The following is a 22646-nucleotide window of genomic DNA, read 5'->3' as shown; positions in this document are numbered from 1 at the left end:
TTATTGAGAACACCGGTGAAATTAATACTTTACCGTTCGTTCTCAATATGCTAAGATTGCAAATGTGAGACGGATAAATTTTTTTGATAATATTAGAACGTTCGGTCTTAATAACAGCCAGAAGCTTGATTACACAGTAACAACAAATAAACTTATAACTTAAGGAGTGTTCACGATGGGAAAGCTTGAGGGTAAGGTTGCTTTGATTACAGGAGGGAATAGCGGAATCGGGTTGTCTGCCGCCAAATTGTTTGTTGCTGAAGGTGCCAAAGTCGTTATTACCGGCCGCAATCCGGTATCTTTGCAGGCGGCGGTAGAAGAACTGGGCGCGGAGCATGCCGTTGCGGTTCAGGCCGATGCGACAGATCCGCAGAGCGCTGTGTCGGCTGTGAAAGCAGCCATTGAGGCATTCGGCAGACTGGATGTTGTCTATGCCAATGCAGGCATAGCGGCTTCAACACCGCTCGGCAGCACAGAGTTGGCGACTTTCGAGGAAGTGCTCAAGATTAATGTGACCGGTGTCTTCTTCACTGTTCAGGCCGCACTGCCTTATCTGAAGGCCGGGGCATCAGTTATTCTGACCGGCTCCGTGCTGGCTAAGGCTGGCAGACCCGGTAACTCTGCATATGCCGCCAGCAAAGGGGCGGTCAGCAGCATGACCAAAGTGCTGGCTTCGGAGCTCTCCCCGCTGGGCATCCGGGTTAACAACATTGCCCCTGGCGTGACGCGCACACCCATCTGGGGACAATCTGCGATGGATAACTGGCGCCAGGTGGAAGCTGGCATGTCGCGTTCCATTCCGCTGGGCCGTGCGGGTGATCCGGAAGAGATTGCCAAGGTGGCGCTGTTTCTGGCCTCGGATGATTCCTCTTATATCCAAGGTGCCGATATCGCTGTAGACGGCGGAGCGGGCAGTTCTCCCCTGGGTGCACCGGTTTACCAGCAGAATGCATAAGCATGTTGCAATATGAGAAGCACCTTAACCGGTGCTTTTTTTGATGTTAGCCTCATAAGGGCCATTATGCTAAAATGAAAGTAGATGTAAAAATATGTTATTCTATCGCATTTTTGAAATTCCAGTGTGGAACGGAGGCTATCCTTTGAGATTTAAAAACCGGATTTCAATTATTGTGTTAGTGGTAATGACTATATTGGCCGGAGGGATATATATATCGCTTACCGGATTACCTCATAAGAAAAGTCAGATCGCTAGTGAAGTGAAAGAATATCTGGTTCATACAAGATTGTACCCGGCTGCAAATATTCAGGAAATCCGGGGAGGCTACAGCTTCAAATCGGGCGACTATGATGCAGATGTACTATTCAAAGATGAACCTGATGTGGACTATACGTATGCCAAAGTAAATGGGGAATTCAGACTTGTCGGAACCTCCAGCCTGTACGGGAAACATATGGACGAAACATACTATTGACAACCTTTTCCGCTTTTCCAATAAGAGGTAATGGGTATACATTGTCGAATAAGACATACATATACAAAAGCATTCACTTTGTGTACGCAGCCGAAAGATTGTAAACGCTCACAATAGACCCGGGAGGCGAATGGAAGATGGACGGAAGCAAGTCGTTGATCTATCAGATTCTCAAGACGATTGAAGAGGGCAAAGAACCGGTGCTGGAGAACCTGGAGGGTATAACAATCGGGGGATACCATAGTGCACTGGAACAGATTGTGGAGAATAAGCTGGCCAATAATATCAGTTTCTCCCTCAGCGGCAAAGGGAAAAAAGCAGTCCGCGTTGCGAATACGAGCGGCTCTAAACTGACCGCACAAGGCGTTAACTATATTCATGTTCAGGACAGCCGCAGCTACTAGCTATAAGCAAGATATACGATAACACCCGCAGAATGGAGATGCGATATATCTCCTGCTGCGGGTGTTATTTTCTATGGATTAATGGGGCTCAGTTGAATAGCCATCCCGCATCTTAAGCATTAGATAGAGAGAAGCACAAAAATAGAAACCTCAAAATCACAAATAAAGCAGACCGTCACAAAAGGTGCAGATAACACAAAACGATGCCAGATGGTAGGTTATAGGTGCTTTAGACTCTGAAAGAAAGGAGGAACGTCCGGAGCTCCGGCCGGAGAGCGAGAATAAGCGAAGCCAATTATAGCCGCAAAGGAGGCATTCGATTTTGATAACCCCAAGGTATTCCGCAAGAGTTGCTGCCGTACTGCTCAGTGTGCTGCTGATCCTGGACAGCGGGATTAACATCCCCCCTGCATATGCCGCATCTGCGCCGATCGCCAATATTCCAGGCTGGCCAACAAGCTACAATAACAATGGGGTGGACGGGGAAGTCTACATCGACCAAACCGTATTCAGCGCAGGTCAGGCCGCGTTAAAAATAGTGAACCGGACGCCCAAGGCCAGCAATGTGTTTCTGGCGATCCGGCAGAATGTTCCGGTGAAGCCCAATACCACCTATCAGGTAAGCCTGAAGGTCAAGGGGGCTCAAGCCTCGTACTCAAGTATCGCACTGAATGCCGGCTGGTCGCTAAAAAAGGCTCTGCCGGCGGGAACCTTCGATTGGCAGTCCATGATGTTTAATATTACAACAGATGCCTCGGCCACCTCTTACCCGTTCACCGTTCTCTCCGAGGGCGTAACAGGGGCGCTTTGGCTTGATGATTTGACGATGGTGGAGGCAGGAACGGATACCAATCTGCTGCAGAACGGGGACTTTGAGACTGTGCCGCAAGCCGCGGCCGTCAGCGCCGATCCTCCTTCTGGACCCGTGGAATCAGGCACAACTGTCAGCTTGGCTACAGCAACCGTCTCTGCTGCCGTTTATTACACAACAGATAGCACGGACCCTGTTTTGTCTCCGACAAAGCAATGGTACACCGGGCCGGTCGCCATCGATCGTTCATTAGTTTTGAAAGCGTATGCAAAAAGCCTGGGATATGCAGACAGTCCTGTCTCAACCTTCAGCTATAGCGTAAACGGAGCCGGGGCAGGCACGGTGACGGATGAGCAGACTTTCCTTGGAAGTCTGGCGGAAGGAAAGGCGGTGCCTGTCTATTATGCGGACGGGATCGTCCTGGACGGTGATTTAAGTGAATGGGACGAAGCCTCCTACATCGAATTGCCGCTGCCCGGAAGCAGCCAGGCCAATTTGGCCAGCTGGCAGGGACCTGACGATTTATTAGGCAGAGTATATTTTGCTTATAATCAGAATCTCCTCTATTTTGCCGTGAAGGTGCGCGATGATGTGCAATCCGGTGTGGCCGGAGCAGCGATGTGGTCAGGGGACAGTATCCAGTTCGCTTCGGGAACAAGTGTGTTGTATGGTCCGGAGTATGGATTCGCCCAGGTGAACGGAGCGCCTGAGGTATGGACATGGAATCAGGGAGATACGCCCGCAGATAAGCAGCCTATCCGGTTGCAGACCAAACGGGTTGGCTCCGAAACCATCTATGAGGCTGAAATTCCCTGGAGTGCGCTCCATGCGGATGAACCGGGGGCATCCATGCCTTTCAATTTTGTGCTGAATGACAATGACGGAGCCGGACGGAAGAATTGGGTGGAATGGACGCCGGGCATAGGGAAACTGAAGGATCAGTACAGCTTCGGGAATCTGTTCTTCATCCCGCAAAACAGTACGTGGGCGGCATGGCTGGACCGAGATTATATGCAACCGGAAGAGAACCGCTACACAGCGGAGCAGAATGAGCCGCTGGACTTTCAGCTGAAGCTGGTGAATTCCACAGATCAGGCGAAGCAATTCCAGACAAAGATAGCTCGAGTGGACCCGGCATGGAGGAATATCACAGTACCTGCGCATTCCGTATTGCAGTATCCGATTACGGCCTCCTTTGCCGGAACCGGAGAGCAATCGCTCACGGCAGAGGTCAGGGAAACGGGAACGGGCGAAGAGAGGACACTGGAGTGGGAGCTCGACATTCTTCCTTCCGGCACTCAGATTGAACAGGACATAGAGCAGCTTGAAGATAATATGGGTGAATTGAAAGCGCTGCTGGAGCAGGTGGAGGCGCAGGGGATTGCAGTGGATTATGAAAAGCTGGATATCGCGGTCATCGATAAATTTATTCCTTACGGCAAGGAAGATATTGCCCAAAATAAACTGGAACGGGCGCAATATGTCAGGGACCAGCTGTTGCTGTTGTACCAGCAGACCGAGGACCGCCTTGAGGCTTATTTGGCTGGGACACAGACGAGTTTCCCGGTTCCGCATTATGTTACCGGCGATGTGACTATCGACCGGCAATCTTTCATTGGCAACACGATCAATTCGCAGACAGGGACAGAGGAGTCAAGACCGGTCTTCTTTACCGGTTACGGGCATTTTGCCCAGGTGAAAAAGGATATTCCTGTTCTGTCCCAGCTTGGGTCGAACATGATCCAGATGGAGACCGGGCCTAACCGTATCCTCCAATCGCCCAATACGATACTTGGGTGGAGCACGGAGCTCAGGGGGGGAGCCAAGGCGAGCTTTTCTTACGGGACAGAAGTGGTTCACGAAGGAAGCCGTGCCTTGAAGATAGTCAACCTTACGCCCAAGACTGCAAATGTGTACGGAACGGTATGGCAGAAAATAGCCGTCAAGCCAAACACCAATTATGAATTCAGCATGTGGGTCAAAGGCGCCAATGTAAACAACGTCTGGTTCGGGACCTTCGCAACCCGGCTGGGTATCCCGGCGGGAACCTATGATTGGCAGAAAATCACCAAAACCTATCGCACGGGCAGTGCCGAGACCTCGCTGGATTTCCGCATCGTGTCCGAGAATGTAACCGATTCTCTGCTGATCGACAGTATTGGCATTGTGGAAAGCGGGACCACCGCCAATCTGGCGGCGTATCCCGGATTTGAGGATGACGGTACGGTAGTGAAAGAGGATTATCTCATCTCTACGGCCACCATCCGCAATGATATCCAGCAGGCGCTGCAAAGTGCCGGTGAACATAATCAGGCGGTGAGCCTGCTGCTGTCACCGCACTATTTCCCGGAATTCCTGCTGCAAAAGTACCCTGAAATCCGTTCTACTAACAGCGGCTTCATCAAATTCAACTTTAATCATCCGAAGGCAAGGGAGGCGATTGAGGATTATCTGCGCACTCTGATTCCCATGGTCAAGGATTATCCTGCTCTCCAGAATATCGTATTGTCCAATGAGCCGGTGTTCATCTCTTATAAAGATCCTGCGCAAAAGCCCGCATGGCAGTCTTATCTGAAGCAGATGTATTCGGATATTGGACAGCTGAATGCCGTGTACAATACCGCCTATGAATCCTTTGAGCAGGTTGCGATGCCGCAGGCGGAGGAACGGACAGCACTTTATTATGACTGGATCAGCTTTAATGACCAGCTGTTTGCTGAGTGGCATGAATGGATGGCAGATATTATCCATGAAATGGCGCCGGATATTCCTGTAAGTGTAAAAATCATGGGTGGAGTGCTGGCCAAGTCCCAGTTGGCCAAGTCCCCGTTATCTTGGGGGATAGATCCGGAGCAGATATCCGGCCTCAGTGATCTGAATGGTCTGGATGCCTGGAATTATCTGCATGACGAGGGAGCAACGATTATAGAGAAGCTTAAATATTATGATCTGCTGTCCTCCTTTAAAACGGCTCCTGTGTTCAATTCGGAAGACCACATCATTCCCGACCGCGACAGCCGCTATGTGCCTGAACAGGCGCCCCATGTGCGCAACGATATATGGCAGGGAGCTATCCATGGACGAAGCGCTTCCACCATTTGGGTATGGGAAAGAACCACTGATCCCGCCAGCGATTTCGAGGGCAGTGTATTGTACCGTCCGGATGTCGTTTCGGCTATCGGCACAACAGGCATGGACCTGAACCGTCTGGCCCGTGAGGTGACCTCCTTCCAGAACGCTCCGGCAGAAACGGCCGTTCTGTATTCTAAGGCGTCCAACCTCTACCGTCCGGCTTATCTGGAGGCGGTGGACCGGGCCTATTCCGCTCTGTCCCTCTCCGGGCAGAAGGTCGGCTTTGTCAGTGAGAAGCAGATCGGGGAAGGCAAGCTGTCTTCCGTCAAGCTGCTGATTATTCCGGATGCCCGGAATGTGGACTCTGAGACTATAGAAGCCGTCAAAGCCTATATTGAACAAGGGGGGCAGGCGGTTGTGCTGGGCCAGGATTCCTTTATCCGGGATGCCCATAACCAGACGCATCCGGAAGCGGCCAGAAGCTATATTATGGCGCATGCTGCAGTTATTCCTGTAACAGGAACTGCAAACGCGTTAACTTCGCCGACTCTCCCGGCATTGCAAGCGCAGCTTATTCCGCTGCTCAGACAGCTTAATCTGCTTCAGGTGGAATTGAAGGATGCTCAAACCGGAGAAACAGTCTCCAATGTGGAGTGGAGAACCAGTGTATACGAAGGCAGACTGCTGCTGAATGTCGCCAATTACAGCTGGCAGACCAAACAGGTAAATATACTTCTCAACGGACAGGCGCCGGAAAGCATACAGGAATTGATTCAGGGCAAGAGTCTTGGAGCATCGGCCGTAACGCTTGCCCCGTTCACGCCGCAGCTGCTTAACTTGGGAACCGTAGAGGGCGGCCATCCCGATCCTGGCAGCAATCCCGATCTGGGCGGCAATCCTGATCCGGGCAGCAATCCCGTCACCACGGACAGCGTCACATTGCCGGGCAAGCTGAGTCTGGCGGCAGGGCAGGCCGGGGAGGTGCGGCTCGGAGATGAAGTCAGACTCCTTCTCCCCAGTGGGTTTATAGATACTGCAGTGAGCTTCTCCATCAACAAGCTGCAGACAGGGCAGGGTTCCGGCGGGACTCTGCCGGGAGGATTGATCAGTCCGGTTTATGAGATCACCATGGAGCCTGACCTGATGCCCGCCAAATCTGCTACACTTAGCATCCGCTTTGATAAGGCGCAGTTGAAGGCGCATCAGCAGCCCGCAATGTTTGCCTGGAGCGAGCAGGAGCGTATCTGGGTGGAGATTGCAGGAACGGTGGACGGGGACCGGCTTACTGCCGGGGTGAATAGGTTCACGAAGTTTGCCGTATTCGCGCTCAGCCCTTCTCCGGCTGAACCGGAGAAGGATGGAACAAGCACCGGAGCCGCTCCAAGCGATATTGGCGGCCACTGGGCCAAGGACAGCATCCTGCAGGCAATATCCGCAGGGCTCGCGAACGGCTATGCGGACGGAACCTTCCGGCCGGATCAGCAGGTTGTCCGCGAGGAGTTCCTGGCGCTGCTGGCCCGGGCGCTGCAGCCGGCAGAGAGTCTGAGCGGCCTGTCCTTTACGGATGCGCAGTCGGTAAGCAGCTGGGCGCGAAGCTCTGCGGCCGCGGCTGTGCAGGCCGGATGGATAGAAGGCTACGCGGATGGCACCCTCCGTCCCGGAGCGCCGCTCTCCCGGGCGGAGCTGGCGGTTCTGCTCATGCGGGCGCACTACGGAACGGAAGTGAAGCTGGCTGCGGAGAAGATATCCTTCAAGGATGAAGCAGACATTCCGGTCTGGGCCAAAGCAGCGGTATCCGGCGCAACCGAAGCAGGCTTCCTCCAAGGTGACGCTCAGAGGAAATTCTTTCCACTGAAGACCGCGACCCGCGCCGAAGCGGTAGTGGTCCTGCTGAGAATAATGGAGCAGGAAACGGCTGTGTCTGAGTCTTAAATTAAGATAGAGGGCGGCGAATCTTTATAATGTTTGCACGGGCGGCATTCCTTCGGGAATGCCGCTATTTGTGCTATATAATCTTCCAAAAAAGGAACCGAATGTACTGCCCGGCTTAAAAAATGAAGGTTGGAACAAATGATGAAGGGTGCCAGATCGGGAAATGGTGTAGAAAACGGGAAAGTGAAGGTTTCGGAAGCTCCTTCTTTCATGCTAATTTGAGGGCAGCCGTTCAGACAGAGGATGCGCTTGCTGAACGAGCCTTTAGCAAGAAACAAGAAAGGAGAGATTAACTTGTCACAATCCGCAGAGCCCTATATACCACCGGCGATGCAGAAAGGCTCCGGAGCCGCAGTATCCAAAAGCCGATTCCGGAAACAGCTGAAGCGGGATAAATATTTGTATTTCATGCTTATTCCGGTTGCTGTATTCTTTGTGCTGTTCAAATACGGCCCATTATTCGGAGAAATTATTGCATTTAAAAATTACAGGCTGGCGGATGGAATATGGGGGAGCGAATGGGTAGGTCTGGAGCAGTTCAGGAAGCTGTTTGCCAGCCCGGAATTTTATACAGTACTGCGGAATACGCTGCTGCTTAATTTGTACAGTCTCGTATTTGCTTTCCCGGTGCCGATTATTCTGGCTATACTGCTCAACGAGGTGACCCGGAGCAGCTACAAGCGTGTGTTGCAAAATCTGCTGTACATCCCGCATTTCATCTCCTGGGTGGTTCTGGGGAGCATAGTCATCGCCATCCTGTCCCCATCCACCGGGATTGTGAATCAACTGATGCAATGGGTTGGTCTGGAGCCGATTTATTTCATGGCAGACACCTTCTGGTGGCCGGTATCCTTCATTGCTTCAAGCATATGGAAGGAGGCGGGATTCGGAACGATTCTGTATCTGGCGGCTATAAGCGGCATTGACCCTACCCTGTACGAGGCGTCCAAAATCGACGGAGCCAGTAAATTTAGACAAATCTGGCATGTCACCTTGCCGGGTATCCGCGGTACCGCGGCAATTCTGCTGATTCTCCGGGTAGGCCAAATGATGGATGTCGGCTTTGAGCAGGTCTACGCCATGAAGAACAGCGCCGTCAGCCAGGTTGCCGAGGTTATCAGTACTTATGTCTATACCCGCGGGATCGAAAATCTTCAATACAGCTATACAACGGCCCTGGGGCTGTTCCAGTCACTTATCGCCTTTATCTTGGTCATTTCGGTCAACCGGCTGATCAAGACTATGGGAGAGCGGGGCCTGTGGTAGGAGGAATCATGCTTACAGAAAGAGGTCGATTACATTTATGAAAGCCAAAGCCGAGTTCTCATCCGTATTTTTCCGGTGGCTGAATTATATCGCGCTTGCCTTGTTTGCCGCGGCGACAGTGTTTCCCTTTATCAATATTATCGCCACATCCTTCAGCGGCAGCCGGGCGATCAGCGGCGGGGAGGTTTTCCTCTGGCCGGTTGATTTTAATCTGGACGCCTACCGCAATCTGTTGGACGACGGGCAACTGGTAGTAGCCATGAAAAATACGGTGTTCATCACCGTTGCGGGGACTGCTTTTAACATGCTGTTCACCGTGCTGTGCGCCTATCCCTTGTCCAAAAGCAGGCTGCGGGGAAGAAATGCTATTCTGATGGCTGTATTGTTCACCATGCTGTTTGGCGGCGGGATGATTCCCCATTTTCTGTTAATTAACGCTCTGGGGCTGGTCAACACGTATTGGGCGCTCTGGCTGCCCGCATTAATCAGCGTCTATAACATGTTTGTCATGAAGTCCTTTTTCGAGGGACTTCCGGAAGAGGTGGAAGAATCCGCCGCTATCGATGGAGCCAATGAATTGACCATACTCTGGAGAATTATCCTTCCCTTGTCCATGCCGGTCATTGCGGCTCTGACCCTGTTCTATGCAGTGGGCTGGTGGAACTCTTATATGAATGTGCTGATTTATATCCAGAGCACCGACAAAATGTCCCTGATGGTCAGATTGTATCAGATGATCGAAATGGTCAGTCCCGAACTGCTGAAGAGCGGGGAAGGCGTAGGGCAGATTTCCATTACACCGGAGGGAATACGCGCGGCATCCATTGTTTTCTCGATCACGCCGATTCTCTGTGTTTACCCGTTCCTGCAAAAGCATTTTGTCAAAGGCGTTATGCTGGGTTCGGTCAAAGGCTGATATCACGAGCTTACCACAAGCTTGAAGATATGCTAGATTAATAAGGGAGGTTATTTAAAAATGAAAATGCACAAAACCAAATGGCTGTCCTCAGCGTTGACGCTGGGGATAGCGGCGGCCACGCTGCTGAGCGGGTGCGCGAACAACACGGACACGGCGAATAACAAGACAGATTCGCCGGCAACCTCCAGCCCCGAGGCGACAAACAGCAAGCCCAAGGCTGTAAGCGTTTCAATGTTCGACCGCGGCGGCGTTTCCAGTGATGAGGGCACGTATGAGGACAACCGCTGGGTGAAATGGATCAAGGAGCAGAGCGGGATAGACGTGAAGATTATTCCGGTTCCCCGGGCACAGGCCCAGGATAAATTAAATGTGCTGATCGCTTCCAACCAGGCGCCGGACCTGATCTGGGAATATGACCGCAGTTATATCGGAAAGCTGGTTACTCAAGGGGCGATCCAGCCGATTGATGAATATATCGAGAAGTACAGCACCTCTTACAAAGCCTATCTGGAAGCGCATCCAGAACTTAAGCCGTACCTGACGTTCGACGGAAAAATGTATGCAGTCGCCACGGAGCGGACCATGAATTCCGTTGCCAATCACGGCGCCTGGATTCGCCAGGACTGGCTGGATAAGCTTGGACTGGCCATGCCGACAACCATTGACGAATTGCTTCAGGTCGCCCAGGCCTTCAAGGATGGAGACCCGGACGGCAACGGCGCCGCGGATACGACGCCGATCGTAGGCTCGACCACCTTTGACTTCTATTCGGCCATTTATGCGGATATGAACAACCAGTGGTATCTGGAAGACGGCAAGATGGCGTACGGTGCCCTGCTTGACCGGTTTGGCGATGTCATGTCCCTGGAGAAGCAGGTATACGAGCAGGGGCTGGTCGATAAGGAATATTTGACCGACAAGAACAATCAGCGGGCCATCCAGCTCTGGACCACCGGCAAAGCAGGCATCTATATCGCCAACTGGGGCGGTGGAACGATGGAATCTCAGCTGAAGGATATGCTGGCCAATGTGCCGGATGCGCAGCCTGTGCCAATGGAGCCGGTATCCACGAAATACGGCAAATTCGGCCTGTATCAGGAGACTTCCCCATTCATTTATGTTGCCTTCAACAAGGATATGGCCGATCCCGAAGCGGCTGTGAATTATCTGGACTGGATGGTGGATGAAGGCTGGAAGGCACTTAACAACGGCTTTGAGGGCGAGCACTACACCGACGTGAACGGAGTCGCCAAGGTGATCGACCCTGACAAATTCAAGAAAGAAGTAGGATACGCCGGAGAATACGCCGTCCTGCGCAACAATACGTTCAAACCGGAAGATTTGCTGGTGAAGGCCGCTGCGGACGAAGTTTCCCAGCGCCTCGCCGCGCTCAGCCAGCAGGGGCTTGAGCTGGCGATGAAGAATGAATTCAGACGGGATATTCCATATCAGCCAAGCTTTGTGGAATTCAATGAAATCCAGACATCCATGACGCCCTTTATCAATGAGATCCGCGCCAAGGTTACCACACAGGGAAGCAAGTATACCGGTGCCTGGGCGCTTGAGGAAATCCGTAAGGAATGGAAACGGCTGGGCGGAGAGCAGGTAGAGGTCCAGGCGCAGGAATGGTACGAGCAGAACAAGGCAAGTTTTGAGTAACGGCTGAGATCAGTCGGGAACTAAAGGATGGGGAGCTTTGCAGAATAAATGGGCAAAAAAATTGATGGCGGGCTTGCTGATTCTTTTGTTCCTGATTGTGTGCATATCGGGGCTGTTGTTCTATTTCATCTTCACCGGCGATCTTAGGGACCGCCTGACGCGGACGAATATGGAGCTGCTGGAGCATATGAACCAGAAGCTGGAGCTGGTGCTGAAGAGTGTGGACAATGAGTCCGTGCAGCTCGTTCAGAATGATGAGGTCCAGAAGTTTTTTGATGAGAAGCTTCCCAGCGAGGAAGCGGCGGGCAATGATTTCCGGCTGGGCGGACAGATCGACCGGCTCATCCGCAGCGACGATTACATCTTCTCCATCGATATGTATTCTTACAGCCAGAACAGGCTGGTTTCCGGGGATATGCTGACCGAAGAGCGCAAGCTGGAGGATTACGGCTGGATTACCGCGTTCGAGACGTTCGACGGATATTTTGAGTGGCTGCCGAGCCGCCAGCTGGTCATTAACCGGTCCACCTCGCCGATCTACAGAAATGTGGTCACGCTGGTCCGCACCTATCCGCTGCTTCATTCCGTGGGTGCCCGCAAAGGGGCGATGGCACTGAATCTGAAGACGGAAATGCTGCTCTCGCTGATTCACAATGAGGATGAGGATCTTGGGGAGACCTATATTGTGGATGAGACGGGGCAGATCGTGCTTCATCCTGACGAGAATAAGCTGGGGCAGAACATCGGCCAGTCTTCATACATTCATGAGGCGCTGAGCCGCAAGAGCAGAACGGGGAATTTTCACTCACAGGTGGATCAGAAGCCGTCGATGGTCTTCTATATGGACTCTCCCTATACCGGATGGACGCTAGTCCGCACCGTTTCTGACCTTAAGCTCAACCAGCCGCTTATTGCACTCCGCAATACGTTGGCCGTGATTTCGGCGATGATCCTCATTGCCGCTGCCGCCATGGGCCTGGCGCTCGGCAAGTGGACCTTCAGACCGCTGAACCGGTTTTTGCACACACTCTCCGTCAAATTGAATGAATATTCTCCGCAGGCGAAGGAGACAGACCGGGCAGATGATCTGCAATTTCTGGAGTCCGCTTTTGAAGGGATTCTGGTCCAGAGCGACCAGCTGCACAAGCAGATGCAGGAGACCCGCCCCATGCTGAAGTGGCAGCTGCTGATGGAGCTGCTCTCCAACTATAAGATCAATATCTCTAATGTTGTGCAGTATATGGAAATGCTCGGAATCCAGTTTCATCCGAACCGCTTTGTCGTGCTGAATGCGGAGCTGGACCGGCGGGAGGAGATTGCCGCGATCCGGGATGTGCACCTGTACAATTATGCGCTCTGTAATTTGGCCGAAGAGTTGATTCTGGCCGAGGGAAAGGGCGCTGCCATCGAGCTGGAGAATGGCACCTGTGCGATCATCATCAGCTTTGCCGACGATGATGCCGATGCCGAGCTGCGGGCGGTGGCTGTAGCGGAACTGATCAAATCGTATGTGGAAGAGCACTTCCGGCGCACCATCTCCATTGGGGTGGGAGGGCTGGTGGAGTCTATGACAGAGCTTCACAAGTCCTTTAAGCAATCCAAAGAAGCCTTGTCCTACCGCCTTGTCTTCGGCGCGAACTCGATCATTACCCGTGAGGATATTCACGGCGATCTTTCTCCCCGCTTCTACCGTTTGGTGGCGATGACGGAGGATATGATGGATTCGCTGAAGCTGCTGGACGGCACGAAGCTGCGCGAGCAGGTGGAACGATGGTTCGAAGCCTTCGCCGAATATGGCGTGCCGCCCCAGATCATCCGGCAGCTCAGCCTTCAATGCCTGATGAAGGCGGCGGAAATCGCCGAGGATGTTGGCATCGGCCACAATAATATCCAAATGCCCCAGGAGCTGCAGGAGGCGCTGAATCTGCACAAAAGCCTGGAAGAGATCAAGGAATTTCTAATGAAGACCCTGCAGGGGCATATGGAAGCCATCAAAGAGAAACGGAGCTGCAGGGAGAAAAACGGCCTGATTCTGAAGGTACTGGAATATATTCATGACAATTACAGCCGAACCGATCTTTCGCTGAATTTGCTGGCTGAGGAATACCGGGTCAGCGTGTCCCATCTGAGCAAGCTGTTCAAGGAGCAGACCGAGGGCAACTTCATCGACTATCTGATGGCGCTGCGCATGGCTGAGGCCAAACGGCTGCTGGAGGAGACGGACGGCAAAATTATGGATATTGCCGAAGCGGTCGGCTACGGCAACGTCAACAGCTTTGTCCGCATTTTTAAAAAGTTCACTGCGCTGACGCCTTCCGAATACCGGGAGCAGCGGCGCAAGTAACAGGGAGCGGGAGAAGCCGGGGCATTGGCGGCTTCTCCTTCCTATATGAAGGGTAGGATCACAATGAATAATATGCTCGATGAACAGGCTCTTCTGCGGTGGAGGCTTGAACAATTGGAGAACCAATTCAGCCCGGTGCATTCGATGATCAGAGAGAAATATACAACCAACGGCTACCACACCGCACTTCAGAATGTGGAACAGGTGCATTCCATACGTTCTTCCATTGAATATGCCCAAGGGCTTTTGGATACCGGGCTTACGGATGCTGAGGATAGGGCTTTTGCCGTGATCCGGCAAATCGTTTCACTTCAGGACCATGATCCGGCCAGCGTGACTTATGGTATCTGGTCGTATTATCTGGAAGAGCCCTTGTCCAGCATGAGGCCCCCGGATTGGAACTGGGCGGATTTTATCGGGAAAGTACTTCTAACAACAGTAATCCGGCATAAGCACCGGATGCCTGCGGAGCTGCTGGATAGGGTGCGGGAATCGGTATTTCACGCCTGCGAGTCCATCATCCGGCGCAACATGGGTCCGCATTATACGAATATTGCCATTATGGGATCGTTTGTGACGCTGCTCGCGGGAGAAGTGTTTCAGAATCCGCGCTATCTGGATTATGGCTTGCAGAAATTCGAGGCCTTCCATCAATATGCCAGCCGAACCCGGACGTTTCAGGAATACAACAGTCCGACGTACACTAAGGTGGCGATTATTGAATTATCGCGCATCCGCTCCGCGACCAGGATCGGACAGGCGCTGGAAATATGCGAGGATATGCTGAATTTGGCCTGGGAGGGGGTGGCACGGCATTTTCACGCGTCCACAGGGCAATGGGCGGGGCCACATAGCCGCTGTTATTCCACCTTGCTGCCGGATGCAGCTAGGGCGTTCCTGCAGCTGGCGCTGGAGGGAGAACTGGATTTTTGTGCTCCAGCGGATATGTTCTACGATCTGGAATGGTACAACCTTGGTATTTCCTGTCCCGAATCCTACCGCGCCTTGTTCAGGGAAGCCGCTGAAAGGGAAGTACGCGAGGTGTATTACCGCAGTGAAGACGGCTATGAAAAAACCGCTGTAACTTACATGACTACGCGCTATGCGCTTGGTTCGGCCAGCAAGGAGGTCATGTGGAATCAGCGGCGCAATCTGCTGGCCTATGTGGACGGTCCCGGCGGAACGGTCTATGCGGCGCTGCGGATGCTGCATGACGGCTATGATTTTTCCGCACCCGTCTTTTCCGCCGAGCAGCGCAAGGGGAACGTGCTGTGCGGTCTTCAGCTCTCGCTGAACGGCGGGGATACGCATATCGGTCTGGACCGGATCGACGGCGGCATCCAGGCAGAGGATCTGCGCCTGCGGCTGGAAATCGGCGGCCGTCTTGACGGTGTAACCGCCAATGCCGTGGACGGCGGGGCGGTGGTATCCATAGGCGGGGTGAAGCTTTCCCTTCGCGGTTTGTATACCCGGTTTGCCGGAGGGGCAACTTCGCTGGTCCAGAATCCGGAATGGGAAATTGTCCACAGCTGCGACACCCTCTGCCTTGATCTGGTGCTGTACAGCGGTGAACGCCGGAGAATTGATTTTACGGCTCTGGACGAGGCAGCGGTCGTCTTTACCTTGTCGGTACGCGAGGATGAGGGACGGGACAGCAGCCCGGACTCCTTCTTCGTAACCATGTCGGCCGCAGGCAACGGGGAAGAAGTTACTGCAAGCTGGAGTACGGAGGATGGGGAACTGGCGCTTAATCTGCGGCTGAAGCCGGACATGGTGGAAGCGCTCAGAGGACAGGACTAAGGGGTAAGGAGGCCCGGAGACTGATCTTCGGTATCTGAACATTAAGTGCTAGGTATACAAGCCCGGCACAGACCAAAGGCACCGCAAGGATTGCGGTGCCTTTGGTCTGGCTTCCCCCCGCATAGGCAGGGTCTTGTGAACGGAGTCAGCCTTCACTTCATGGCTTCGGCCAGAAGAATGAGCACCAGGCCTTGACCGTAGAGAGTGGGTATACAGGAGATTTCATTATAGTCCTCCACAGTGGGCATCACCGGAGTGCCGCCGGACACGCCGCCGACCTCCCCATCGGCCTTGATCGTGCCCAGCACCGCTTCAAGTGCAGCTCTGGCAGGTCCCAGAGCTGCTTCGCCGAGCAGGCCCATCCGTACAGCCTTGAATATCCCGGCTGCGATGCCGGCGCTCCCGGAGGTTTCAAGATAGAAGTCTGTCCGGTCCATGACTGTATGCCAGAGTCCGGACGGACTCTGATAACCGATTAACGCCGCCATCAAGCGGCGGTATCTCTCCGTAATGGAGGCAGGCACAGGCAGCAGGCCCTCCACCTCCTGCAGAATCATGGGCGCTGCAAGGGCAATCCAGGCGTTGGCTCTTGTCCATCTGGCTGCAGACATATGGTCACCGGTGATACAGTTCCAGCCGTGAAACAGCACGCCGCTCTGTTTATCCTCAAGCAGTCTCAGGTGAAGCTCCAGCTGGCTGAGGGCTTCCCGGGCATACCCGGTTTCTCCGGTCAGCCGGGCCAGACGGGCCAGACGGGCCAGAAACAGCACAGCCATAAACACGGTATCCGCCCAGACCTGCTCCGGAAAGCTTGCCTGTTCGGTCACCGTATGCTCGAAAGCGCCTTCCCGGGTTCTTGGCGCTTCATGCAGCATCCATTGACCGGTACGGACTGCGCTCTCCTTAAAGACAGGATTCCCTGTGACGCTGTACAGTGCGGGAAAGATGGCAAACGGAGCCATGGAGTTAATAACCTTTGCATGCCCGGATTGGTGCAAATGCGCAAGGGCCCATTCTGACAGCCGGTTTATAATCTCATCGCCGCCGTCCTGCTGATAATATTCCAGAATAGAGGCGGCACCTACGCCGGGAACCCAATCCCAATGCGCCATGTCCATTCCCCAATTACCGGAATGGTTCCGCAGCATATAGGAGTACACTTTGCCCGCTGCATACTCAAGTGTTTGTGATGAAGGTAAGGTTGTCATAATCTACTAGTCCTCCTGTGATCTAGAGTTGAGCTTATATTAAGCAGTATAAATGGCTTGCCTGTATGAATTCTTGGGCGATCCTGCCCGATATATTGGAGAATTGTACACTTATACTGATGAGGAAAGGAAGCTTGGCATGTCTGGAATGAGATCTGTAAATGAGTTGGATTCGGCTTCTTCAGCGGGATTGAAGAAGCAGAATTCCTATATGGTCGATGATATGACGAACAGGGCGCTTGCAGATTACCCGGTTCAATGTGTACAGCGCATTAATGGCATCAAGCAGGCGGAACTGCACTCGCATCACGGTTATGAATGGTACTTCTGCCTGGCAGGAAGCGGGGGATTCATTGCGGGAGATCAAGCCTACGGGATTTTCGCGGGCAGCCTGATTATTGTGAGGCCGTCCGTGCTGCATATGCCCAGACCGGCCAATGGCCAGCCGCTGCACCGGCTGATTCTTTCGGTAGACGAGAGGTATCTGGACAGGCTTTGCAGCGTAGACCTCTCCACAGCGGAGCAAGTCTGCGAATGGCTGCCCGATGGAGTGTCTGCTTCTGTGCTCTGGCAGCTGAACACCGGACAGCTGGAGAGCGTCCGGGCTATTTTGCTCGAGCTGGAGAGCGAGCTTGCAGGCAAGAGGGAAGCGTACACCCTGGAAGTGCAAAGCCTTCTGCTCCGGCTGTTCGCTGTGTTGACACGGCAGAAGGCTTGCACGCCGCCCCGGCAAGCGGAGGAGCGCAGGAAGCTGCTCGCGGAGCAGATGACCGGCTACATTGCCGACCACTACAAGCTCCCCTTCCGGATGGAAGAGATGGTCCGTTATTTTCATTTCTCCCGCTCCTATTTGCACCGGATATTTAAGCAGGAGACCGGCATTGCGATCCTGGAATTTTTAACACATTACCGGATCAACCGTGCCAAGGAGCTGCTGGAAGCTGAGAGTATGCCGCTGATCGAGGTTGCGGTGACAGCCGGATTTCAAGATCTGTCTTATTTTTGCCGCAGCTTCAAACGCCTGACAGGTGTACCGCCGGGCCGTTACCGTAAGCTGCTCCGGCAGGGCGGTAGATAGCCCGGGCCGGTTGCTGTAAAGGCTTATAATTTCCCGGAACATTCAGGGGGCTACCTGCTGGCCGTTGTTCCCGGCAGACAGCGCAGTTCCATGAAACTGTACGCCCTGCTCAGCCAGCAGCTGATGCAGCCGCGGTATTGTAATATCCGCCATATGGACGGTGCCCTCTTCCTTGGCGACAGCTGCTGCGACTCCGGCTGCCTGACCCAGCGCATAGCAGGTGGCCTGCACGCGCATGGAGGACATGGCTACATGAGTCGCCGAAATGCTTCGTCCCGCTACCAATAGCCCCTGCACACCGGCAGGTACCATACAGCGGTACGGAATATCGTAGCTTCCCAGCTGGCGCTCCTCCGTCGTTTTTTGCCCGTCAGGGCTGTGAATATCGATTTCATAATTGGTCTGCGCCACGACATCCCCGAACCTGCGGGCTTCAAGCAAATCCTGTTCGGTCAATGTATACAGGCCAACGATTTGCCCGGTTTCCCTCACACCGGTCTGGCCGGGAATATGGGCAATAATGTAATTCTCAAAGCCGTTGCGCTGCAAATAATGGGCCGTTGAGAAAACCTGGCGCAGAGCCTCGCGCTCCGCGAAGTTGGTGTCTTCAATACGGGCACCGTTGCCCTTAACGCGGGTCATATTGACCAAAAGCGTGCCGTCATCATTCTTTTCCCAGTACAGGTGGCGTCCCTGCGGCAGATCGTCTACGGACTCATATATCTCACAGTCCTCAGGAAGATAAGGGACAACCGGCTTACCGGTATTCTGCATGGTGAACATAAGGGTCATAGGCTGTGTTAATCCGTCCTGTTCCCGGCCGTAGCGCATAGGCACTCCGGCATCCCTGGCCACAGCGGCGTCCCCTGAGCAGTCCAGCACAATCCCGCCCATGAAGGCCTTCAGCCCTTCGCGGGTCCGGGCCAGTACTCCGCGTACCCGCTGCCCCTCCATGACGGGCTGGACATAGACGGTATGGTAGAAGACCTTAACCTTCTCCCGGTGCAGTTTGCCGTTCAGATAATGGCGCACTGCAAAGGGGGAGTACTGGTCCTTCCGGGAGTGCAGCGACATCAGGTGGGAGCCGGGAACGGCTTCGGGAGTTGTCTCTTCAAGCATTTCACGGTAGATGCCGGTCACGTTGCCGACACTCATATAGATGCTGACATTAGCCAGTGTTCCCATCCCTCCAAGCTGCCCTGATTGCTCTAGTAGTATTACCTTCTGTCCGCAGCGGGCGGCGGAGATCGCCGCCGCTGTCCCGGCCGGACCGCCCCCGATAACAACGACATCGGCCTCCTCATATATCTCTGCAGCCACCTGCAGATTTATCTGTTCTTTTTTCACCATATTCATCCTTTCTATATAGAGCTTAGCTTTATAATAGATATAAGGAACAAGGGATTATAGCTTGATTTTAGTTGTACTTAGGGGATTGTGGGCTTGCATTGCAGGAGAGCTATGGAAGAATGGAATGGCCAAGTAAAAGGGGGAAGCCGTGTGTCAAAGAGAAAAACGGTCACGCTGCGCGATCTGGCGGACCGCCTGGGGCTGAGCGTGTACACAGTGTCCAAAGCGCTGCGCGGGCTGCCGGGCATGTCGGAACCGACCCGCAGGCTGGTATTCGCTACTGCCCGGGCAATGAATTATGCGACCAAAGCGCAGGAAGCGGGGCTTGCCGCTGAATCCATTGCCTATGCGGCGGGCAAGCCCCGCCGGTTCGTCATGCTGATGCCTGCAGACCACTCATTTCTGAATCTGCAGTTCCATGGTCTGCATCAGCGCATGGATGAACTGGGCCATCAGGTACAATCCGTATTGCTGCCGTTTGAGGGGCCCCAGCCGGACAAGCTGGCGGACTGGCTGGAGGAGAGCGGCATTCTATACTGCGACGGATTGTTTCTGTCGCCGCTGCTGCCCGTCTGGGCAGAGACCATTCTGCTGCAGCTTGGTCTTCCGAAGGTAATGATCAATTTCCCGCCCGAAGGTGCCGAGGTGGACAGTGTAATCTGGGATGTCCAGCATGCGATCATTCTTGCGGTAAATGCGCTCTGCCGCAGCGGTCATCGCCGAATTCTGTACGTGGGTGAGCCGGACGGACAGCGGGGATTCCGCTTGCGCTATCAGAGCTTCAGGGCCGCCTGTGCAAGCCGGGGAATTTCCGCTGCTGAACAGATGTATCATGTGAACCCCGCTGATCCTCAATGGCTTGCTGACTTATCGGCCATTCTTCAGACCGGAAGCCCTACGGCTATTCTCTCGGCGAATCATGGACAAGCCTGGCCCATTCTGCGGAAGGTGCAGGAATTGGGACTTAATATTCCGGAGCAGATATCAATTGTTGCGATGGAGCATGGGGAACTGGAGGCTTGTCCCGGCTTGTCGCGCCCGGCGCTGCTGGTCCAGGAGGCAGGGGAGCGGGCGGCTGAGCTGATGCTGCGGCGGATTGCCAATCCGCTGGCACCTTATGAGCAAATCCGGCTGCTGGGACCGTTTCTGACAGGGGAGACGGTTGCGGAACCATCTCTCTGCTGAACAAAGAAACCGTCAATTCTCCAGCTATAGGAGAATTGACGGTTTCTTAATCCTAGTTTAATCGCCCGTCTCCACAATCCACACCTCAGGAAGATTGCGGAACTGCTCGGCGTAATCCAGACCATAGCCGACAACGAATTCGTCGGGAATGTCAATGCCGCAGTATTCGACCGGAACTTCGACCAGGCGGCGGGAAGGTTTGCTTAGAATGGTACAGATACGGACGCTTGCAGCTTCGCGCAGGGCGAACAGCTGCCTCAGATGCTGCAGAGTCAGGCCGGTGTCGATCAGATCTTCGACGAGCAGCACATGTTTGCCGCGGATATCGGTATCGATATCCTTCTTGATCGTGATCACTCCGGAGGAAGTGGAGCTTGCCCCGTAACTGGACACCGACATGTAATCAATGCCGACCGGGAGGGTGATTTCGCGCATCAGATCGGACATGAATACAGCGCCGCCCTTGAGAATGCCGATTAGTACAAGCTCTTTGCCTTCATAGTCACGCGATATTTCTGCGCCCAGTTCCTGAACTCTTTGCTGCAGCTGGTCCTTGCTGACCAGAACTTTGATAATTTGTGTCATGGTTGACGCTCCTTATGGATTAGGATGTGATCAGGAGGATGATCTGTCCTTTTCCTTCAGCATAACATCATGTGCGCCTCCTTCAAAGATGGTTGTGGAGGAAACCAGTGTTATCTTCGCCTGCTTCTGCAGTGCCGGGATGGTCAGCGAGCCGCAGTTGCACATGGTTGATTTGATTTTGCTGATGCTGAGATCCAGATTATCCTTGAGCCGTCCGGCGTAAGGAATGAATGAATCCACACCTTCCTCGAACTCCAGCTTGCTCTCTTTGTCGGCATTGCCGAAGTCATAACGCTGCCAGTTGCGGGCGCGGCTCGACCCCTCACCCCAATATTCCTTGACGAAGTTCCCGCCGACCAGCAGCTTGCGTCCGGGGCTTTCATCGAATCTGGCAAAATAGCGGCCCAGCATCACGAAGTCAGCTCCCATCGCCAGCGCCAGCACAATATGGTAATCATGGACAATCCCGCCATCGGAACAGATCGGGACATAGATGCCGGTCTGCTCGTAATATTCCTGGCGGGCGGCTGCGACTTCAATGACGGAGGAGGCCTGGCCGCGTCCGATCCCTTTTTGCTCCCGGGTAATACAGATGGAACCGCCGCCGATGCCGACTTTGATGAAATCCGCCCCGGCTTCCACGAGGTACAGGAAACCTTCCTTGTCGACGACATTGCCCGCCCCGACCTTCACTTTCTCCCCGAAAGTATCCTTAATATAATGGATGGTTTCGGCCTGCCATTCGGAATAACCGTCAGAGGAATCAATGCACAGGACATCTGCTCCGGCTTCCACCAGCGCCGGTACGCGCTCCTTGTAATCCCGGGAGTTGATACCCGCGCCGACAATGAGCTGTTTGTTATCATCATGCAGCTCCAGCGGATACTCCTGATGGCTGTCATAATCCTTGCGGAACACAAGGTGGACGAGATGGCCGCTGGCATTAACAATCGGCAGGCAGTTCAGCTTATGATCCCAGATCATATCATTGGCTTCGGTTAAGGTGATGCCTTCTTCGGCATAGATCAGTGAAGATAACGGCGTCATAAATTCAGTAATCGGGCACTCCGGCGGCAGACGGTTCTCGCGGTAATCGCGGCTTGTGACAATGCCCATCAGCTTGCCTGTCGGTTCCCCGTTGTCCGTAATGGCAATGGTGGAGTGGCCGCTGCGCGCTTTCAGCGCCAGTACATCCTGCAGTGTATCCTCCGGCTTCAGATTGGAGTCGCTGAGGACGAAGCCGGCTTTGAACTTTTTGACCCGGCGGACCATCTCGACCTGCTGCTCGATCGACTGTGAGCCATAGATGAAGGAGATGCCGCCACTTTTGGCCAGGGCAATCGCCATGTTATGGTCGGATACGGCCTGCATGACTGCTGAGGTAACAGGCAGATTCATGGTCAGCGCCGGAGTCTCGCCCTTGCGGAATTTGGTTACTGGCGTCCGGAGATCGACATTCCCCGGGATGCACTCTTTGGTGGTCAGACTGGGCACCAGCAGGAACTCACTGAAGGTTCTTGAAGGCTGCTCATAATAATAAGCCATGGCTTGTCACTCCCCTGCTAAAGTTTCAACAATTCTGCGGTTGTTGATTTATACA

General features: G+C 53.7%; 15 protein-coding genes. 11 read left to right on the top strand and 4 right to left on the bottom strand.

All coding sequences use genetic code 11. The features are described from left to right. Nucleotides 1-175: 175 nt before the first annotated feature. The 9 genes from NSU01_RS28350 (at nt 176) to NSU01_RS28310 (ending at nt 15640) form a co-directional block, all read left to right on the top strand. On the top strand, nt 176-955 hold the full coding sequence (locus NSU01_RS28350) for a glucose 1-dehydrogenase (protein WP_076247850.1): 780 nt from the start codon (nt 176-178) through the stop codon (nt 953-955). 145 nt (nt 956-1100) lie between these two features. Continuing rightward, nucleotides 1101-1433: a DUF3139 domain-containing protein gene (locus tag NSU01_RS28345; protein ID WP_076247848.1), complete on the top strand. Its 333-nt coding sequence runs from the start codon at nt 1101-1103 to the stop codon at nt 1431-1433. A 137-nt stretch (nt 1434-1570) separates the two neighbouring features. Next, a complete protein-coding gene (locus NSU01_RS28340; RefSeq protein ID WP_042139617.1) occupies nt 1571-1837 on the top strand; it encodes a hypothetical protein in 267 nt (88 codons plus the stop codon). Between the two features lie 322 nt (nt 1838-2159). Beyond that, nucleotides 2160-7652: an S-layer homology domain-containing protein gene (locus tag NSU01_RS28335; RefSeq protein ID WP_076247846.1), complete on the top strand. Its 5493-nt coding sequence runs from the start codon at nt 2160-2162 to the stop codon at nt 7650-7652. A 294-nt stretch (nt 7653-7946) separates the two neighbouring features. Beyond that, nucleotides 7947-8918, top strand: a complete 972-nt coding sequence (locus NSU01_RS28330) for an ABC transporter permease subunit (protein WP_231575211.1) — start codon at nt 7947-7949, stop codon at nt 8916-8918. Nucleotides 8919-8955: 37 nt separating this feature from the next. After that, nucleotides 8956-9834 (top strand): carbohydrate ABC transporter permease, encoded by an 879-nt coding sequence (locus NSU01_RS28325; protein WP_042139614.1) that lies wholly within the window; start codon nt 8956-8958, stop codon nt 9832-9834. A gap of 60 nt (nt 9835-9894) precedes the next feature. Next, nucleotides 9895-11496, top strand: a complete 1602-nt coding sequence (locus tag NSU01_RS28320) for an extracellular solute-binding protein (protein WP_256704022.1) — start codon at nt 9895-9897, stop codon at nt 11494-11496. Between the two features lie 37 nt (nt 11497-11533). After that, a complete protein-coding gene (locus tag NSU01_RS28315) occupies nt 11534-13840 on the top strand; it encodes a helix-turn-helix domain-containing protein (protein ID WP_076247844.1) in 2307 nt (768 codons plus the stop codon). A gap of 63 nt (nt 13841-13903) precedes the next feature. Then, nucleotides 13904-15640 (top strand): hypothetical protein, encoded by a 1737-nt coding sequence (locus tag NSU01_RS28310; RefSeq protein ID WP_076247842.1) that lies wholly within the window; start codon nt 13904-13906, stop codon nt 15638-15640. Between the two features lie 152 nt (nt 15641-15792). Here NSU01_RS28310 and NSU01_RS28305 read toward each other — a convergent pair whose 3' ends face one another. Further along, entirely contained in the window at nt 15793-16848 is a 1056-nt protein-coding gene (locus NSU01_RS28305; RefSeq protein ID WP_076247840.1) for a glycoside hydrolase family 88 protein, read from the bottom strand. A gap of 139 nt (nt 16849-16987) precedes the next feature. Between NSU01_RS28305 and NSU01_RS28300 the strand changes: the two genes are divergently transcribed. Continuing rightward, entirely contained in the window at nt 16988-17926 is a 939-nt protein-coding gene (locus NSU01_RS28300) for an AraC family transcriptional regulator (RefSeq protein WP_339302360.1), read from the top strand. Nucleotides 17927-17968: 42 nt separating this feature from the next. Here the strand turns inward: NSU01_RS28300 and NSU01_RS28295 are convergent, their stop codons facing one another. Then, nucleotides 17969-19276: an FAD-dependent oxidoreductase gene (locus NSU01_RS28295; protein ID WP_076247836.1), complete on the bottom strand. Its 1308-nt coding sequence runs from the start codon at nt 19274-19276 to the stop codon at nt 17969-17971. 150 nt (nt 19277-19426) lie between these two features. On the opposite strand from NSU01_RS28295, the gene NSU01_RS28290 reads away from it, so the two are divergent. Beyond that, nucleotides 19427-20461: a LacI family DNA-binding transcriptional regulator gene (locus tag NSU01_RS28290; protein WP_179093622.1), complete on the top strand. Its 1035-nt coding sequence runs from the start codon at nt 19427-19429 to the stop codon at nt 20459-20461. Between the two features lie 57 nt (nt 20462-20518). On the opposite strand, the gene hpt is transcribed toward NSU01_RS28290, so the two are convergent. Further along, nucleotides 20519-21046, bottom strand: a complete 528-nt coding sequence (gene hpt, locus NSU01_RS28285; RefSeq protein WP_076247831.1) for a hypoxanthine phosphoribosyltransferase — start codon at nt 21044-21046, stop codon at nt 20519-20521. A gap of 30 nt (nt 21047-21076) precedes the next feature. After that, nucleotides 21077-22591: an IMP dehydrogenase gene (locus NSU01_RS28280; protein ID WP_039308082.1), complete on the bottom strand. Its 1515-nt coding sequence runs from the start codon at nt 22589-22591 to the stop codon at nt 21077-21079. Nucleotides 22592-22646: the final 55 nt, after the last annotated feature.

It is taken from the genome of Paenibacillus sp. FSL H8-0259, from assembly GCF_037963255.1.
Taxonomy (GTDB): domain Bacteria; phylum Bacillota; class Bacilli; order Paenibacillales; family Paenibacillaceae; genus Paenibacillus_AQ; species Paenibacillus_AQ phytohabitans.
The sequence above is the reverse complement of the archived record's forward strand: the minus strand, read 5'-3'. Positions and strand labels throughout refer to the sequence as shown.

Coding starts and splice junctions, on each gene's coding strand:
- NSU01_RS28305 (WP_076247840.1), bottom strand. CDS start 16,848: ATGACAACCTTACCTTCATCACAAACACTTGAGTATGCAGCGGGCAAA.
- hpt (WP_076247831.1), bottom strand. CDS start 21,046: ATGACACAAATTATCAAAGTTCTGGTCAGCAAGGACCAGCTGCAGCAA.
- NSU01_RS28280 (WP_039308082.1), bottom strand. CDS start 22,591: ATGGCTTATTATTATGAGCAGCCTTCAAGAACCTTCAGTGAGTTCCTG.
- NSU01_RS28300 (WP_339302360.1), top strand. CDS start 16,988: ATGTCTGGAATGAGATCTGTAAATGAGTTGGATTCGGCTTCTTCAGCG.
- NSU01_RS28310 (WP_076247842.1), top strand. CDS start 13,904: ATGAATAATATGCTCGATGAACAGGCTCTTCTGCGGTGGAGGCTTGAA.
- NSU01_RS28325 (WP_042139614.1), top strand. CDS start 8,956: ATGAAAGCCAAAGCCGAGTTCTCATCCGTATTTTTCCGGTGGCTGAAT.
- NSU01_RS28350 (WP_076247850.1), top strand. CDS start 176: ATGGGAAAGCTTGAGGGTAAGGTTGCTTTGATTACAGGAGGGAATAGC.
- NSU01_RS28320 (WP_256704022.1), top strand. CDS start 9,895: ATGAAAATGCACAAAACCAAATGGCTGTCCTCAGCGTTGACGCTGGGG.
- NSU01_RS28340 (WP_042139617.1), top strand. CDS start 1,571: ATGGACGGAAGCAAGTCGTTGATCTATCAGATTCTCAAGACGATTGAA.
- NSU01_RS28295 (WP_076247836.1), bottom strand. CDS start 19,276: ATGGTGAAAAAAGAACAGATAAATCTGCAGGTGGCTGCAGAGATATAT.